This is a genomic window from Geitlerinema sp. PCC 7407, from assembly GCF_000317045.1.
Classification (GTDB): Bacteria; Cyanobacteriota; Cyanobacteriia; order PCC-7407; family PCC-7407; genus PCC-7407.
Window position 1 is genome coordinate 2,341,161 of the sequence record NC_019703.1, and the last position, 15,236, is coordinate 2,356,396.

The 15,236-nt window shown below is 61.6% G+C and carries 13 protein-coding genes; all 13 read right to left on the reverse strand.

Annotation, left to right across the window (positions count from 1 at the left end; all coding sequences use genetic code 11):
• Window positions 1–12: 12 nt before the first annotated feature.
• The 13 genes from GEI7407_RS09690 to hoxE all read right to left on the reverse strand — a co-directional run bounded on the left by GEI7407_RS09690 (window position 13) and on the right by hoxE (window position 14,599).
• A complete protein-coding gene (locus GEI7407_RS09690) occupies window positions 13–1,035 on the reverse strand; it encodes a dihydroorotate dehydrogenase-like protein (protein ID WP_015171970.1) in 1,023 nt (340 codons plus the stop codon).
• Window positions 1,036–1,099: 64 nt separating this feature from the next.
• Complete coding sequence (gene nifJ, locus GEI7407_RS09695; protein WP_015171971.1) at window positions 1,100–4,765, reverse strand: pyruvate:ferredoxin (flavodoxin) oxidoreductase; 3,666 nt, start codon at window positions 4,763–4,765, stop codon at window positions 1,100–1,102.
• 63 nt (window positions 4,766–4,828) lie between these two features.
• Entirely contained in the window at window positions 4,829–5,098 is a 270-nt protein-coding gene (locus GEI7407_RS09700; protein WP_015171972.1) for a HypC/HybG/HupF family hydrogenase formation chaperone, read from the reverse strand.
• A gap of 42 nt (window positions 5,099–5,140) precedes the next feature.
• Complete coding sequence (gene hypF, locus GEI7407_RS09705; protein WP_015171973.1) at window positions 5,141–7,468, reverse strand: carbamoyltransferase HypF; 2,328 nt, start codon at window positions 7,466–7,468, stop codon at window positions 5,141–5,143.
• A complete protein-coding gene (gene hypB, locus GEI7407_RS09710) occupies window positions 7,450–8,313 on the reverse strand; it encodes a hydrogenase nickel incorporation protein HypB (RefSeq protein ID WP_015171974.1) in 864 nt (287 codons plus the stop codon). Before hypB ends, hypF begins: the two co-directional genes overlap by 19 nt.
• Before the next feature lie 3 nt (window positions 8,314–8,316).
• Entirely contained in the window at window positions 8,317–8,658 is a 342-nt protein-coding gene (hypA, locus tag GEI7407_RS09715; RefSeq protein ID WP_015171975.1) for a hydrogenase maturation nickel metallochaperone HypA, read from the reverse strand.
• 78 nt (window positions 8,659–8,736) lie between these two features.
• Complete coding sequence (locus GEI7407_RS09720; protein ID WP_015171976.1) at window positions 8,737–8,994, reverse strand: Calvin cycle protein CP12; 258 nt, start codon at window positions 8,992–8,994, stop codon at window positions 8,737–8,739.
• 134 nt (window positions 8,995–9,128) lie between these two features.
• A complete protein-coding gene (locus GEI7407_RS09725) occupies window positions 9,129–9,575 on the reverse strand; it encodes a hydrogenase maturation protease (RefSeq protein WP_015171977.1) in 447 nt (148 codons plus the stop codon).
• A 55-nt stretch (window positions 9,576–9,630) separates the two neighbouring features.
• Window positions 9,631–11,070 (reverse strand): Ni/Fe hydrogenase subunit alpha, encoded by a 1,440-nt coding sequence (locus GEI7407_RS09730; RefSeq protein WP_015171978.1) that lies wholly within the window; start codon window positions 11,068–11,070, stop codon window positions 9,631–9,633.
• Between the two features lie 82 nt (window positions 11,071–11,152).
• Complete coding sequence (locus GEI7407_RS09735) at window positions 11,153–11,701, reverse strand: NAD(P)-dependent nickel-iron dehydrogenase subunit HoxY (protein ID WP_015171979.1); 549 nt, start codon at window positions 11,699–11,701, stop codon at window positions 11,153–11,155.
• Window positions 11,689–12,405, reverse strand: a complete 717-nt coding sequence (gene hoxU / locus GEI7407_RS09740) for a bidirectional hydrogenase complex protein HoxU (protein WP_015171980.1) — start codon at window positions 12,403–12,405, stop codon at window positions 11,689–11,691. The genes GEI7407_RS09735 and hoxU overlap by 13 nt, the downstream gene beginning before the upstream one ends.
• Before the next feature lie 10 nt (window positions 12,406–12,415).
• Window positions 12,416–14,044, reverse strand: a complete 1,629-nt coding sequence (locus GEI7407_RS09745; RefSeq protein WP_015171981.1) for a NuoF family protein — start codon at window positions 14,042–14,044, stop codon at window positions 12,416–12,418.
• Window positions 14,045–14,053: 9 nt separating this feature from the next.
• Window positions 14,054–14,599: a bidirectional hydrogenase complex protein HoxE gene (hoxE, locus tag GEI7407_RS09750; RefSeq protein ID WP_015171982.1), complete on the reverse strand. Its 546-nt coding sequence runs from the start codon at window positions 14,597–14,599 to the stop codon at window positions 14,054–14,056.
• Window positions 14,600–15,236 lie beyond the last annotated feature (637 nt).

Consider the following 15,236-nt stretch of genomic DNA (forward strand, 5'->3'; position numbering starts at 1 on the left):
AGACCTAGGACACTAGCGAAGCTCAGAACTGGTGACCGGTGCGGGGTGATAGGTCTGAATGGCCTTCATATACTGAGCCCGCTCAAATTCGCTGGGGTTGGGGCAGTAGATCTGGCTCATGGTGCCCTGTAGCTCAGAGACGGCCTGATAATCGTGCTCCGTCATCCACTGCACCAGCTCCTGCTCAATCACCCGCAAGTGATCAATGCCGTGGCGTAGCAGGGCACTCACCACCATGGTAACTTTGGCCCCTGCCATTAGCATTCGCACCACGTCGACCCCCCGCTGGATACCGCTGGTCGCCGCCAGATCGGCGTCGATTCGGCCGTAGAGAATGGCGATCCAGCGCATGGGCAGGCGCATGGCCTGGGGCGTGCTGAGCAAGACGTGGGGCCGCACTTCGAGTTCTTCGATGTCGATGTCCGGCTGATAGAACCGGTTAAACAGCACCAGGGCATTGGCGCCCTCGCAGGTCAGGCGGTGGGCCATGGCGGCCAGGTTGGTGAAGTAGGGGCTGAGCTTGACCGCGACGGGGATCGAGACAGCGGCTTTGACCCCCCGCAGGATGTCGAGATACTGCTGCTCGATATCGGCCCCCGAAAGATGAAAATCCGTGGGGATCGCGTAGATATTTAGCTCTAGGGCATCGGCCCCGGCCTCTTCGATCTGGCGCGCGTAGTTCACCCAGCCGCCCGCCGTGGAGCCGTTGAGGCTGGCGATCACGGGGATCTCGATCAGCTCCTTGGCCCGCCGGATGTGGGCGAGGTAGGTCTCGGGGCCGACGTGGAAGATTTCAGGCTCTGGGAAGTAGGTGAGGGCTTCGGCGTAGCTCTCGGTGCCGTGCTGGAGATGGTGATGCAGATCCAGCATGTCCTGGCGGATCTGCTCTTCGAAGAGGGAGTGCAGCACCACCGCGCCAGCGCCAGCGGCCTCGATGCGCTGGAGGTTGGAAAGGTCCTCGGTAAGCGGGGCGGCGGCTCCCACCACCAGCGGCGATCGCAGCAAGAGGCCCAAGTAGGTCGTGGTTAGGTCCATGTCAACTTCTCCTTGCCAAAGGTGGGTAAGGGGACGCCCCGGCGGGGGCGTCCCGGAACGGGAGCTATTGCGCTGTCAGCTCCGAGGGAGGCTGGGGCTGGGCCGAGTGGCCATTACCGTGGCCGTCCTGGAGCGATCGCGCCGCGAGGTACTGATACATTTGCCAGCGAGTGTTGACGTCGGCCTGGGCCTCCTGGACAAGGCGCTTGGCGTCTTCGGGCTTGCTGCGGGTCAGCATCTTGAAGCGGTTTTCGCTGTACATGGCGGTCTCGACGGGCAGCTTGGGCGATCGCGAATCGAGGATCAGCGGGTTTTCGCCGCGCTCGGTTCGGCGGGGATCGTAGCGGTAGAGGAGCCAGCGGCCCGAATCGACAGCGACCTTTTGCTGCTGCATGCCGGTGGTCATGTCGATGCCGTGGGCGATGCAGTGGGAGTAGGCAATGATCAGGGACGGACCGGGGTAGGACTCCGCCTCCAGGAAGGCCTTGAGGGTGTGCTCGTCGCGGGCTCCCATGGCCACGCTGGCCACGTAGGCGTTGCCGTAGGTCATGGCCATCAGGCCCAGATCTTTCTTGGGCGCGGGTTTGCCCCCTGCCGCGAACTTGGCCACCGCCCCCCGAGGCGTTGCCTTGGACATTTGGCCGCCGGTGTTGGAGTAGACCTCGGTGTCGAGCACCAGGATATTCACGTTGCGGCCGCTGGCGAGGACATGGTCCAGGCCGCCGTAGCCGATGTCGTAGGCCCAGCCGTCCCCGCCGATGATCCACACGCTCTTCTTGACCAGGTAGTTGGCCAGGGAGTGGAGGCTCTGGAGCCGGTTGCGCAGAGCCTGATGAGCTGCGAGGCCCTCCAGGGAGGCGGTCCAGGCATCTAGGGCCTGCTTGAGCTGCTCCACGCGATCGCGCTGCTCGACGATGTCGGCTTCGTCCTGCTGGACAGCATCCAAAATCGCGGCGACCAGCTCCGCCGGGAGCGGAGAGCTGCTGTCCCTCGGCGGCGAGAGGCTCTCTAGGAGTTCGCGGGCCTGCTCGGTGTGCTTGTCGATGGCCACCCGGAAGCCCAGACCAAACTCGGCATTGTCTTCAAACAGGGAGTTGGACCAGGCCGGACCGCGCCCCTCGGCGTTGGTGGTCCAGGGCGTGGTGGGCAGGTTGCCGCCGTAGATGGAGGAGCAGCCCGTGGCGTTGGCCACCATCATGCGATCGCCGAAGAGCTGGGTTACCAGCTTGATGTACGGCGTTTCGCCGCAGCCGCCGCAGGCGCCCGAGAACTCGAATAGGGGCTCTTGCATCTGCTGCTGGGCGATCTTGCTGAGCTTGAGCTGGTCGCGCGGCGGGTTGGGCAGCCCCAAGAAGAAGTCCCAGTTTTCCTGCTCTTGCTCCCGCAGGGGCAGCTGGGGCGCCATATTAATGGCTTTTTTGCGCGGCTCGGCCCGATTCTTGGCGGGGCAGACGTCGACGCAGACGCCGCAGCCGGTGCAATCTTCCGCTGCCACCTGGATGGTGAACTGGAGGTCGGCCCAGTCGTGATCTCGGGCCGCCGTGTGCTTGAAAGCGTCGGGGGCGTGGGCGAGCTGCTCCGGCTCGTAGACCTTGGCGCGGATGACGGCGTGGGGGCAGACCATGACGCATTTGCCGCACTGGACGCACACGTCGGGGTCCCACACCGGGATTTCCTGAGCGATGTTGCGTTTTTCCCACTTGGAGGTGCCGCAGGGGTAGGTGCCGTCGATGGGCAGGGCGCTGACGGGCAGAGAGTCTCCTTCGCGGCCAATGATTTTGCCAAGGACTTCGCGCACAAAGGCCGGAGCCGTGTCGGGGATGGGCGATCGCTCAGTGTCTGGGCCGGTGCTGGGGGTGGCGTAGTGGAGGTAGTCCACCGGATACAGGTGCTCCAGGGTCTGGTCCACGGCCCGCAGGTTCATCTCGACCACAGCTTCGCCCTTCTTGCCGTAGGTCTTGCGGATGGACTGCTGGATGCGAGCGATCGCCTCTTCGCGAGGCAGCACCCCCGCCACTGCAAAGAAGCACACCTGCATGACGGTGTTGATGTGGCCGCCCATGCCCGCCTCTCGAGCCACCCGCGAAGCGTCGATGGTGTACACCGACAGCTGGCGATCGCGGATTTGCGATCGCAGCTTGGCGGGCAGGCGCGCCCAGGTTTCCTCGGGGCTATAGGGGCTGTTGAGCAAAAAGACTCCGTGGGGTTCAGCCGCCCCCAGCAGGTCAAATTTTTCCACAAACTCCCACTGGTGGCAGGCCACAAAGTTGGCGCGGCTGACCAGGTAGGTCGAGCGAATCGGGTTCGGGCCAAAGCGCAGGTGGGACACCGTCACCGAGCCCGATTTCTTGGAGTCGTAGACAAAGTAGCCCTGGGCGTAGTTGTCCGTTTCTTCGCCAATGATTTTGATCGAGTTCTTGTTGGCGCCCACGGTGCCGTCGGAGCCCAGGCCGTAAAAGATCGATCGCACCACGCTGGCCGGCTCAGTGGAGAAGGTGGGATCGTAGGCCAGCGACGTGTGGGTAATGTCGTCCTCGATGCCCAGGGTGAAGTGATTCTTGGGATCGGGCAAGGACAAGTTGTCAAAGGCCGCCTTCACCATAGCCGGGGTGAACTCCTTGGAGGAGAGGCCGTAGCGACCGCCCACCACCACCGGCAGCGGGCTAAAGCGCTGGCTTTCGACCAGGGCATTGACCACGTCGAGGTAGAGGGGTTCGCCCATGCTGCCGGGCTCCTTGGTGCGGTCCAAAACGGCGATCGCCCGCACAGTGCTGGGCAGCGCCTTCACAAAGCGCTGGAGACTCCAGGGCCGGTAGAGACGCACCTTCAGGACGCCCACCCGTTCCCCCTGGGCCATCAGGGCATCCACGGTTTCGTGGACTGTCTCACAGCCCGAGCCCATCAGCACCGCGACCCGGTCCGCCTCGGGGTGGCCGTAGTACTCGTAGAGCTGGTATTGCCGCCCCGTCAGGCGAGCAAACTCGTCCATCGCGTCTTGCACCGCCCCCGGAGCGGCATTGTAGAAGCGGTTCACGGTCTCCCGGGCCTGGAAGTAGACGTCGGGGTTTTGGGCAGTGCCGCGAATCACCGGGCGATCGGGGGTGAGGGCGCGGGCGCGATGGGCCAGCACCAGATCCTCCGGAATAAAGCCGCGCAGCTCATCGTCCTCCAGGAGCGCCACTTTCTGGATCTCGTGGGAGGTGCGGAAGCCGTCGAAGAAGTGCAAAAAGGGAATGCGGGTGGCCAGGGTGGCCCGAGTGGCGATCGCCGCCATGTCCTGGGCTTCCTGGACCGAGGCAGAGCACAGCAGGGCGCACCCGGTGGCCCGCACCGCCATCACATCGCTGTGATCCCCAAAAATCGAGAGGGCCTGGGCCGCCAGCGATCGCGCCGCAATGTGAATCACCGCCGGCGTCAGCTCCCCAGCAATCTTGTAGAGGTTGGGGATCATGAGCAGCAAGCCCTGGGACGCCGTAAAGGTCGTGGTGAGCGATCCCGCCTGCAGCGCGCCGTGGACCGTGCCAGCGGCGCCGCCTTCGCTCTGCATTTCGACCACGGCGGGCACGGTACCCCACAGATTGGGCTGACTGGCCGAGGACCACGCGTCCGCCCACTCTCCCATCGGCGAGGCGGGCGTGATGGGATAGATAGCAATGACTTCACTGAGGCGGTAGGCAACCCGCGCGACGGCTTCGTTACCGTCGAGGGTGGCAAAGGTCTTGGTTCGCATGATCGGACCCTCTTGATCGTGTCGTTTGACGGGAAATACGGGGCTGGCAGCAGCCAGGGAAAACTAGTGGGTGCCTGGGGTGGGGGCGCTCTCTCGCAACACCGCCAGATCCTCTAAGGTGCGCTGGGCTTCCGCTTCGTCCACAACGCTCAGGGCAAAGCCCACGTGGACAATCACGTAGTCCCCCACGCAGGCCTCGGGAACGTAGGCCAAGCTGATGGTTTTGAGCACGCCCCCAAAGCTCACCTGGCCCGATCGCCACAGGTCTGGCTGATCGGGATGGTCAGGACTCTCGGCAATGCTCACGATTTGACCCGGAACGGCAAGGCACATGGGAAAACTCCTAAACTGGGACCCGGCGGGCAGGGCTGCCCCCTAGCGGGGCGATCGCAGCACCGCAGCCACTTGGCCAACGGCGAGGCCGCCGTCATTGGGCGGAATGCGGCGATGCCAGTACACTACGAAACCTGCCGCCTGCAACTGATCGATAGCGCGCTCCAGCAGATAGCGGTTTTGGAAGCAGCCCCCTGTAAGGGCGATCGCCTCCACACCGGCCTTGCGGGCCAGGGCGACCATACCGGCCACCAGGGTGTTGTGGAACTGAGCCGCGATCGCGCTCACCGGCACCCCGCGCTGCTGATCGGCCAGGATTTCGGAGATGGCGGGCCGGGGATTGAGCAGCCAGCGGCCCTGGGGATCGGCCTCTAGGGTGTAGGCATAGTGGGCATCAGTGGCGTAACCGGCGATCGCCGCCTCCAGGGCCATGGCCCCTTGTCCCTCAAAGGTGCTGACCTGACAGAGATCGAGCACAGAAGCCACCGCATCAAACCAGCGGCCCGCGCTGGAGGTCAGGGGCGCATTTAGCTCCCGCTCGACCATGGTGCGCAGCACCGATCGCTCCCCCGACTCGAAGGCCCGCAGCGGTGCCAGCTGGTCCAGCGACCAAGCGGCCTCTCCCAGGCAGCTCACCAGCAGCCCCAGGGCGCTGCGGCGCGGCTCGCGCACCGCCAGCTCGCCGCCCGGCAGCCGGAAGGGCGCCAGGGAGCCAAACCGAACAAAACCAGCCGCCGGGGCCGCCGCAGCGGCGGGCACCTGCAAAAATTCGCCGCCCCACAGGGTGCCGTCGAGGCCGTAGCCCGTGCCGTCCCAGGCGATCCCCAGGACCGGCGGCTCGACCTGGTTTTCTAGCAGGCAGGCCAGGACGTGGGCGTAGTGGTGCTGGACGGGGATCACGGTGGCGCCCAGGGTGTGGGCAAACTGGGTAGCGTGATAGTCCGGATGGGCATCACAGCCGATGGCCTGGGGCTGGACGTCATAGAGGGCCGTGAGCTGGGCGATCGCCTCCCGAAAGCGCGCCACCGTGGGCAGGTTTTCCAGATCTCCCAGGTGCTGACTCAGGATCAAGGTGCGGTGGTGGGCGACGGCCACGGTGTTTTTCAGATGGCCCCCAACCCCCAGAACTACGGCGTCTTCAGCGACTAGGGTCGGCGGCAGGGACAGCGACAGCGGCGCGTAGCCCCGCGCTCGCCGCAGCACCCCGGGTTCCCCCGCCATCACCCGCACGATGGAGTCATCGACGGGTCGCGCAATCGGGCGATCGTGGACCAAAAAGACATCGGCGATCGCCCCCAAGCGGCTCAGGGCATCGGTTTCATCAATACAGATCGGCTCACTGCTCTGGTTACCGCTCGTGGCCACCACCGGACACTCCAGCTCCTCCAGCAGCAGGTGATGGAGGGGCGTGTAGGGCAGCATCACGCCCAGGTTGGGGTTACCGGGGGCGATCGCCGGGGGCAAATCCGCCCCCAGCCGCCGCTCCAGCAGCACGATCGGCGCTGCAGGCGAGGTCAGCAGGGACGCCTCCAGCTCCGACACCCAGCAGTCTTGCTTCACCGCCGTCAAAGACGGATACATTAGGGCCAAAGGCTTGTCGGGGCGGTGTTTGCGGCGGCGCAGGCGATGGACCGCCCCGCCGTTGCGAGCGTCCACCATCAAATGAAAGCCCCCCAGCCCCTTGAGGGCCAGGATATCGCCTCGGCACAGGGCATCGGCGGCGGCCAGCAGGGCGTCATCCCCGGTGGCCAGCGTGTTGCCCGCCCGGTCCCACAGGGCAAGCTGGGGGCCGCACGCGGGGCAGGCCGTCGGCTGGGCATGGAAGCGGCGATCGCGCGGGTTGTGGTATTCGGCCTGGCAGGCCCGGCACATCTGAAAGCCGACCATGGTCGTATTGGGCCGGTCGTAGGGGAGCGATCGCAAAATGCTAAAGCGCGGGCCGCAGTGGGTGCAGTTGGTAAAGGGATAGCGGTAGCGGCGATCGCTCGGATCGTGCATCTCACGCAGACAGTCGGGACAGGTTGCCAGGTCCGGCAAAATTAGGGCGGTCTTCGAACCCTGGTCTTGGGAATCGCGAATTTCGAAGTGGCTGTAGCCGCAGGGCGACAGCCAGTCAACGTCCACCTGGGTCAGGCGGCTGTGGTTTGGCTTGTCGGTTTGCAGGCGAGCGATGAACTGCTCCAGGGCCGGGCGATCGCCCTCGACTTCCACCGAAACCCCAGCAGATGAATTTTTTACCCAGCCCGTCAGGCCCAGCTCCGTTGCCAGCCCATAGACAAAGGGCCGAAACCCCACCCCCTGCACCACGCCTTCCGCGTGCACCGCGAGGCGTTGCAGACCCGAGACGCAGGTTAACCGTAAGCTGGCCATGACTGCCCTCCCGCCACCGCCTGGGGCGATCGCCCTTGGCTGCCTAGGTACTGGATCAGGGGCTCTATCCCCTGGCCGGTCCGGGCAGATACTTCAAACAGCCTCGCCTGGGGCGCCATCACCCGAATATTGGCGATCGCCCGCCCCCGGTCAAAGCCCACCGCTTCGGCGATATCGATCTTGTTGATCACCACCACATCCGCCGACTTAAAGGCCGTAGGATACTTCAGCGGTTTTTCCTCGCCCTCGGTGGTCGACAGCAGCACCACCCGCAGGGTCTCGCCCAGATCGTAGGCAGCGGGGCAAACCAAATTGCCCACATTTTCCACAATCAGCCAGTCCAGGGCGTCCAGATCGAGCTGCTCCATGGCCTGGGCCACCATATCGGCTTCCAGGTGGCAGGCGGTCCCCGTGGTGATCTGCACTGCCGGAGCGCCTGCCTGACGCAGTCGCCGAGCATCTTCGTCGGTTTCCAGATCGCCCACGATCACGCCGACCCGCGGCGATCGCCCGGTTGGTGCGCCAGCAGCCGTCTCGCGAATCAGCCGCTCAATCAGCGCCGTTTTTCCGGCTCCCGGAGACGACAAAATATTTAAAACAAGGAGATGCTTGGCAGAGAAATAGCCGCGATTGCGCTCCGCAAAGCGATCGTTCTTCGAGAGCAGAGCAGCGTGTACCTGCAGGGTTTGCGGCTCAGCATCCCCGGGAGGGTGAGAGTGGGTGTGGGGGTGAGGGTGAGAGTGAGAATGGGCGTGGGGGACAGCAGCATCCGGTGGAAGCGGGGCTTGAACAACCCCATTAATAGCGATGGCTTGAATTTCACTGCATCCGCAGTCTTGGCACATGGTTTAAGAAATCTCCATGGAAGCGAGTTCTAGCTCTCGGCCCTGGCGCAGATCGGCACTGACCTGCTCGCAGTGAGGACAGGCGTAGATCCAGTCCGTCGGCTGAAACTCTTGGTGGCACTGGGGGCAGTAGCAGCGGGCCGGCACCCGATCGATGGTCAAGGTTGCCTGTTCGGCGAGGGTGCCCTGGGTGATCACGTCAAAGGCGAACCGCAGCGCCTCGGGCTCTACCCCGGAGAGATCGCCGACCCGCAGCGTGATCTGATGAATGCGAGAAGCGCCTTGCTGAGCAGCATGCTGAAGCGCAATTTCTAGGGTGTTTTGCATTATGCCGACTTCATGCATGGCGATCGCCCTAAATCTTAAGAAATACCAATCAAAATCAGCCTTTTTGTTCATTCGCAAAGGGCTGATTTAGCAGATTTAGCTGTCGTACACTCGGGCTTCAGACGACTCGGGATATTCTTCGCAGTAAGCCGCAAAAGACTTATTTGGATTGCGAAAATGCCCCGGGTGATCTTTCTGGTGAGCGGCCTCGGCCTGGAGCTCTTCGACCACATCCCAGGCGGCCGCGCTTTCGGGAGAGTCAGGCCCATAGAGCTCTGAGACTCGGTGCGCTTCTTCGGTTGCGCTTTGGATTCTTTCAAAGAGAGTGGGATGACTATTGCGTCCAGATTCCATAACAATCTCCTGCAAATTTCAAGGCTGTTCAAGGAGTGAATTTAGATCTCTTAGTTCCTTGACAAAATCAACAGGGTTTGCAATCTTTTGAAGTCTTTACTTTCATCTCTACTAAGAGTCTATACCTTTAGTATTCACGCTTTTTGGAGGTCTGAACCAAGAATCTTCTTAAGTTTTTCTAAGGCAACTTTTAGGTTGTTTTTTGTTGTTTCAGACAGGGTTTCTCCAAAGGAAAAGTCAACGGCTGGTATCAAAAGTTCATAGGCTTGGGGCGATCGCCCGTAGAGGATTTGACTGATGACTAGCAGCGATCGCGGGTCTGCATAGTGAGCGGTGCAGGGGGCCTCTGCGCCAGCGGCGATCGCTCGCCACTGCACAGTCTCCCCTTGCACCGTCGCATCCACAAAAATCACCGTCTGGGCCTGGGCTATCTCAGCGGCCAGCTCCGGCGTCAGCTGATGAACCGAGCGCGATCGCACGTTGGCAAGCTGCCACTGAGCGATCGCCTCTGCCACCTGGGGACCGACCCCGTCATCTCCTCGCAGGGTATTCCCAAACCCAATGATGAGATAGTCCATCATGGTTCTGAATTAGTTGCCCTGAATTAATTGCTCTAAATTAATTGCTCTAAATTCACTAGCCTCGATAGCGCTCTTTCACCACCGCGCCATCCGGCGCGATCAGCTGCACATGGAGGGGCATCTGGCCCGCTGCGTGGGTCGAGCAAGAAAGGCACGGATCAAAGCAGCGAATCCCAGCCTCCACGCGGTTTAGGAACCCTTCCGGGATGCCTCCCTCATCCAGTCCATTGTGGATATATTCTTTGGCAATCTGGGTGACGGTTTGGTTCATGGCCAGGTTATTTTGGCCCGTGGCAATGATCAGGTTGACCTTTTGAATCAGGCCGTTTTCATCCACTTTGTAGTGGTGAAAGAGCGTGCCTCGGGGCGCTTCGCTGACGCCGATGGCCTCTAGCTGGTTGACGCCGCCCTCGGACCGCACGCGCTTGGAGACCACGTCTGGATCTTCGACGAGATCTTGGATCTTCTCTAGGCAGGCCAGGATCTCAATTAGGCGGGCATAGTGATAGAGAAATGACGAGGTGACTACCCCACCCGAGCGATCGCGAAATTCCTTCAGTTCGCGATCGGCGGCCGGGTTGCCGATGTGGCTGCACACATTTAGGCGCGCCAGCGGCCCCACGCGATAGATCCCGCCGGGATAGCCCAGCGGCTTGTAATAGGGGAATTTCAGGTAAGACCAGTGCTCGACCGCTTCTCCCAAAAAGGTTTCATAGTCGTCTTCGCTGAGACCATCGGCGACGATCTGGCCTTGGCTATCGGTGAAGCGCAGACGCCCGTCGTAGTGCTCCCACTGGTTGTCGGCTCCCACCAGTCCCATAAACAGCGAGGGAAATTGCCCAAAGATATTAATCTCCTCTTTTAAGGCTCCGTCGATGAGATCTTTAAAGAGGCCCAGGGCAAGATGGATCGTGTCGAGGGATTCGGGCAGGCGATCGCGGATCCACTGGCGCGCCTCCTCCGATAGGGGCGATCGCACGCCGCCCGGCACGGTCCAGGCCGCATGGATCTTGCGGGCGCCCAGCAGCTCGATCACGGTCTGCCCGAACTGGCGCAGACGGATGCCGGCCCGCGCCAAGTCTGGGTTCGCCTCGATCAGCCCAAAGACGCTGCGCTTGGCCGGATCGCTGTCCCACCCCAGCAAGAAATCCGGACTGCTCAAGTGGAAAAAAGAGAGAGAGTGAGACTGGATGATCTGGGCCAAATTCATCATCCGCCGCAGCTTTTCTGCCGCGATGGGGATCTTCACCGCCAGGATTTTGTCGCCGGTCTTGGCGGAGGCTAGCAGGTGACTGACGGGGCAGATTCCGCAGATGCGGGCAGTGATACCAGCCATTTCGGTGAAGGGACGCCCCTCACAAAATTTCTCAAAGCCCCGATACTCCACCACGTGGAAGCGCGCTTCGGAGACATCTCCCGCCTCATCCAAAAAGATAGAGATTTTGGCGTGTCCCTCAATGCGGGTCACCGGATCAATGACAACGGTTTTAGACATTCCTAGAGTCCTCGCTTCTGCTTCGATGCGGCATTTTCTACTGTCTCCTCAAGGGTTGGGAGAAAATGCCCCCTGCACTGACTTAGCCAAATTTGATCATGTCGCGCCCTTCCATCTGGGGGCGATCGCCCCGGAGCAGCGGCTCTAGGGTGGCGCGAATCCGATCGGCGGAGGGAGGACAGCCCGGCATGAAAATATCAACAGGGATCACTTCGTGCACCGGCATCACCCGATCGAGCAGCTCCGGCACGATGCCCGGCTCGTGGGGCAGTTGGCGAGTATTGTCCGCCAGCTCCAGATAGGAGCGCTTGAGGACCGGCTCAGCGCTGCCCAGGAGGTTGCGCATACCGGGGACATTGGCAGTGACGGCGCAGTCCCCAAAGGAGACCAGGATCTTGGTGCGCTGGCGCACCTCCCGAATCAGGGCGAGGTTTTCGTCATTGGCGATCGCCCCTTCCACCAGACATACATCGACATTCTCGGGATAATTTTTGAGGTCCGAGCCCACGGGGCTATAGACCACATCCACATGCTGCGCCAGCTCCAGCAGCCACTCATCTAGATCCAAAAACGACATGTGGCAGCCCGAGCAGCCCGCCAGCCAAACCGTGGCAAATTTTATCTTGTCCATTCGTGCTTCTCCCGTGCCGTGACCAAAAATTCGAGCTTGCCGCGATCGCCCACTTTCTCCCCGGTGGTCTCGCCGCGCCGGAAGAGAGATCCGGTGGGGCAGGCGTCCACGCACTTGCCGCAGGAGGTGCAGGCGTCTACCTCGCCCCAGGGCTGATTGAGGCCCGAGACGATGTAGCAGTTCTCGCCGCGCTGGGCGACGTCCCAGACGTGGGCGCCCTCGATCTCATCGCATACCCGCACGCACCGGGTACAGAGGATACAGCGGTTGTGGTCGAGGGCGAACATGGGGTGAGAAATATCGACCTTGCGATCGGGGAAGCGATAGGGAAAGCGCGCGTGATCCATACCCACCTGGATCGCCACATCTTGCAGCTCGCAGTTGCCATTGGCAACGCAGATCGAGCAGACGTGATTGCCTTCGGTAAACAGCAGCTCCACCACCATCCGGCGATACTCCTGGAGCTTGGGGCTGCTGGTGTGCACGTGCATGCCCTCCGCCACCTGGGTGACGCAGGCCGGAGAGAGCTTGGAGGTGCCTTCGATTTCGACCATGCACAGCCGGCAGGCCCCGACGTCGGAGACCCCTTCTAGGTGACACAGGGTGGGAATGGCGACGCCCGCTTCTTTGGCCGCCTGGAGCACGGTGCTGCCTTCTTCGATGGCAACATCCACGCCGTCAATTTTGAGCGTTTTGACTGACATTCGGGTTACCTCATCGGGATTGCACAGTGGAGGGGTGCCCATCGGCAGTGACGGGCGATCGCAGCAAATCGAGATACTCCTGCGGGAAATACTTCAGGGTGCTCAGGACCGGGTTGGGAGCGGTCATCCCCAGGCCGCAGAGACTCATTTCCTTGACCATGTAGCAGAGCGCTTCGAGCTGCCGCAGATCGTCGGCGGTGGCCTCGCGCTTCAGCAGCTTGGTCAAAAGGCCGTGGAGCTGGACCGTGCCTGCCCGACAGGGCACGCACTTACCGCAGCTCTCACTGCGGCAAAAGTCCATGTAGTACTGGGAGACTTCGACCATGCTGGTGGACTGGTCCATGACGACCATGCCCCCAGAGCCCATCATGGAGCCGATGGCGGTCAGGGAGTCGTAGTCGACGGGCGTATCGAGCAGGGCAATGGGAATGCAGCCCCCCGAGGGTCCGCCGGTCTGCACGGCCTTGACGGTGCCGTCGGGGACGCCGCCCCCCATCTCTTCGACGATTTCCCGCAGGGTGATCCCCATGGGCACCTCGACCAGACCGTTGTTGCGGACCTTGCCCGTCAGGGCAAAGATCTTGGTGCCTTTGCTCTTCTCGGTGCCGATGCTGGCGTACCAGTCTGCGCCCCGCTGAATGATCGGCGTGATATTACCGAAGGTCTCCACGTTATTGATTAGGGTGGGACAGTCCCACAGACCCGACTCGGCGGGGTAGGGCGGCCGGGGGCGGGGGACGCCGCGCTGGCCCTCGATGGAGTGGATGAGGGCGGTCTCTTCGCCGCAGACAAAGGCCCCTGCGCCAATGCGAATGTCGACCTTGAAGTCAAAGGGAGACTCGAAGATCTGGCTGCCGAGCAGGCCGTATTTTTTGGCCTGCTGAATGGCTTTTTGCAGCCGCTGAATGGCCAGGGGATATTCGGCCCGCACGTAGATATAGCCGTGGTTGGCCCCGATGGCATAACCGGCGATCGCCATTCCCTCCAGGATGCGGTGGGGATCGCTCTCGAGGACGCTGCGATCCATGAAGGCTCCCGGGTCGCCCTCATCCCCATTGCAGATTACATACTTTTGATCGCCGGGCATTTTCGCCACGGTGGCCCATTTGAGGCCGGTGGGATAGCCGCCGCCGCCGCGTCCCCGCAGACCGCTCTTGCTGATCTGGTCTACGACTTCGCTGGGGGTCATTTCATAGAGGGCCTTGTGCAGGGCCTGGTAGCCGCCCTCGGCGATGTAGTCCTCGATGCGCTCGGGGTCAATGATGCCGCTGTGCTCCCGGACGATCTTCATCTGGCGCGCAAAGAAGGGATGGCGCAGATCCCCACGGGTGGCTGTGGCTTCGCCGCCACCGCAGACGCTGACGATCCCTGCGGCTTGGTCGGGACGCACTTCTTCAAAGATGTGCTCGGTGTTCTCGATGTGGACCAGCGGCCCCCGACCACAGAACCCCATGCAGCCGACGCCAACGGCCTCGATGCGATCGCCCATGCCCTGCTCGTTGGCAGCGGTCTGGAGATTTTCGAGGACGTCGAGGGACTGGGCCGCGCGGCATCCCGTCGAGGTGCAGCAGTGGATCCGCACTGGCTTTCGGCGCGATCGCACAGTCTCAGCGATATGTTGCAGTTCAATAAAATCCATGGGTACCCCCTACTCCGCTTCCCAAGCCTGAATCCGGGTCAGCGCGTCCTCTGGCCCCTGCTTGCCAGCCACTGTCCCGTCAAAGACCACCGCAGGCGCAATGCCGCAGGCCCCGATACAGCGGGCCGCCATCAGAGATACCTTGCCGTCGGCAGTGGTCTGGCCGAGGGTGATCCCCAGCTCTTTTTCTAGGATTTCTGCCACTTTGTTGCTGCCTTTGACGTAGCAGGCCGTGCCCAGACAGACGACGCAGGTGTGCTGGCCGCTGGGCTTGAGGGAAAAGAGATGATAAAAGGTTGCGACGCCGTAGACGCGGCTCAGGGGCAGTTTGAGGCCCCGCGCAACATAGTTGAGGACGTCTTCTTCGAGAAATCCAAAGGTTTCCTGAGCTTTGTGCAGCACCTCGATCAGGGCGTCGGGCCGGTGCTGGTTGCGTTTCATCACCGTATCAAGGGCCTTGAAGCGGCGATCGCCTTCGGCTTTGGCAGCTTTGGCCGGTGACTGGCGCTCAGCATCGCCGGGAGTTCGAACAGCTGGTGTAGGTGAAGAGGTCATAGTGCTCAACCATCAGTGGGGTGATGGGATTGATTGCTTCAGTCGATCACAACAAAGTCGCGTAGACTCAGCGATGCCAATTAACAAGATTTGGGGACAGCTTTATTGAACTGTAAAGATCTAGAGGAGAACCTGAAGCTTTTCTGTAGGTTTCAAAGAAAAACTCAACCGAAGAAGCTAGTTGCTAAACATTAGCAATTAGATGCCCAATCAGGGCTCAGGAGCCGCTCGAGAGTCTCTGGTTTTTACAAGAAACAAACCCAGATTCTTGCTGATTGAAACGCCGCGCAAGTCCCAATTGATAAGTCTTTTTGAGGCGATTTCTACAACTTTGATGTTGCGTAAGTCTGCTGTTTTTTTGTTGAGTTGCAGACATTTCTATTTTAAATTGATCGAAACAATCGGCTGAAGAAATAGACATCTTTTTTCACGTTTCCAAGGCCCCTGTTCCGCAAGGGCGCTCTTGCCCAAAAAAAAGCGCGATCGCCTAACCCTCAAGAACCGGGAGGGGCGATCGCGCGAGATTCACCGTCTATTGAAACCAGCGTGCTCTGACCTCAGGACTGCCAGAGCCAAAATCCAGCGCTTCTGGACCAGCCACGGGATAGCGGCCTGATCCAGCCACCCTCAGCTTCGC

What these genes read in the sequence shown, in the direction of transcription:
- GEI7407_RS09690 (WP_015171970.1), bottom strand. Translation starts at nt 1,035, where the DNA reads ATGGACCTAACCACGACCTACTTGGGCCTCTTGCTGCGATCGCCGCTG.
- nifJ (WP_015171971.1), bottom strand. Translation starts at nt 4,765, where the DNA reads ATGCGAACCAAGACCTTTGCCACCCTCGACGGTAACGAAGCCGTCGCG.
- GEI7407_RS09700 (WP_015171972.1), bottom strand. Translation starts at nt 5,098, where the DNA reads ATGTGCCTTGCCGTTCCGGGTCAAATCGTGAGCATTGCCGAGAGTCCT.
- hypF (WP_015171973.1), bottom strand. Translation starts at nt 7,468, where the DNA reads ATGGCCAGCTTACGGTTAACCTGCGTCTCGGGTCTGCAACGCCTCGCG.
- hypB (WP_015171974.1), bottom strand. Translation starts at nt 8,313, where the DNA reads ATGTGCCAAGACTGCGGATGCAGTGAAATTCAAGCCATCGCTATTAAT.
- hypA (WP_015171975.1), bottom strand. Translation starts at nt 8,658, where the DNA reads ATGCATGAAGTCGGCATAATGCAAAACACCCTAGAAATTGCGCTTCAG.
- GEI7407_RS09720 (WP_015171976.1), bottom strand. Translation starts at nt 8,994, where the DNA reads ATGGAATCTGGACGCAATAGTCATCCCACTCTCTTTGAAAGAATCCAA.
- GEI7407_RS09725 (WP_015171977.1), bottom strand. Translation starts at nt 9,575, where the DNA reads ATGATGGACTATCTCATCATTGGGTTTGGGAATACCCTGCGAGGAGAT.
- GEI7407_RS09730 (WP_015171978.1), bottom strand. Translation starts at nt 11,070, where the DNA reads ATGTCTAAAACCGTTGTCATTGATCCGGTGACCCGCATTGAGGGACAC.
- GEI7407_RS09735 (WP_015171979.1), bottom strand. Translation starts at nt 11,701, where the DNA reads ATGGACAAGATAAAATTTGCCACGGTTTGGCTGGCGGGCTGCTCGGGC.
- hoxU (WP_015171980.1), bottom strand. Translation starts at nt 12,405, where the DNA reads ATGTCAGTCAAAACGCTCAAAATTGACGGCGTGGATGTTGCCATCGAA.
- GEI7407_RS09745 (WP_015171981.1), bottom strand. Translation starts at nt 14,044, where the DNA reads ATGGATTTTATTGAACTGCAACATATCGCTGAGACTGTGCGATCGCGC.
- hoxE (WP_015171982.1), bottom strand. Translation starts at nt 14,599, where the DNA reads ATGACCTCTTCACCTACACCAGCTGTTCGAACTCCCGGCGATGCTGAG.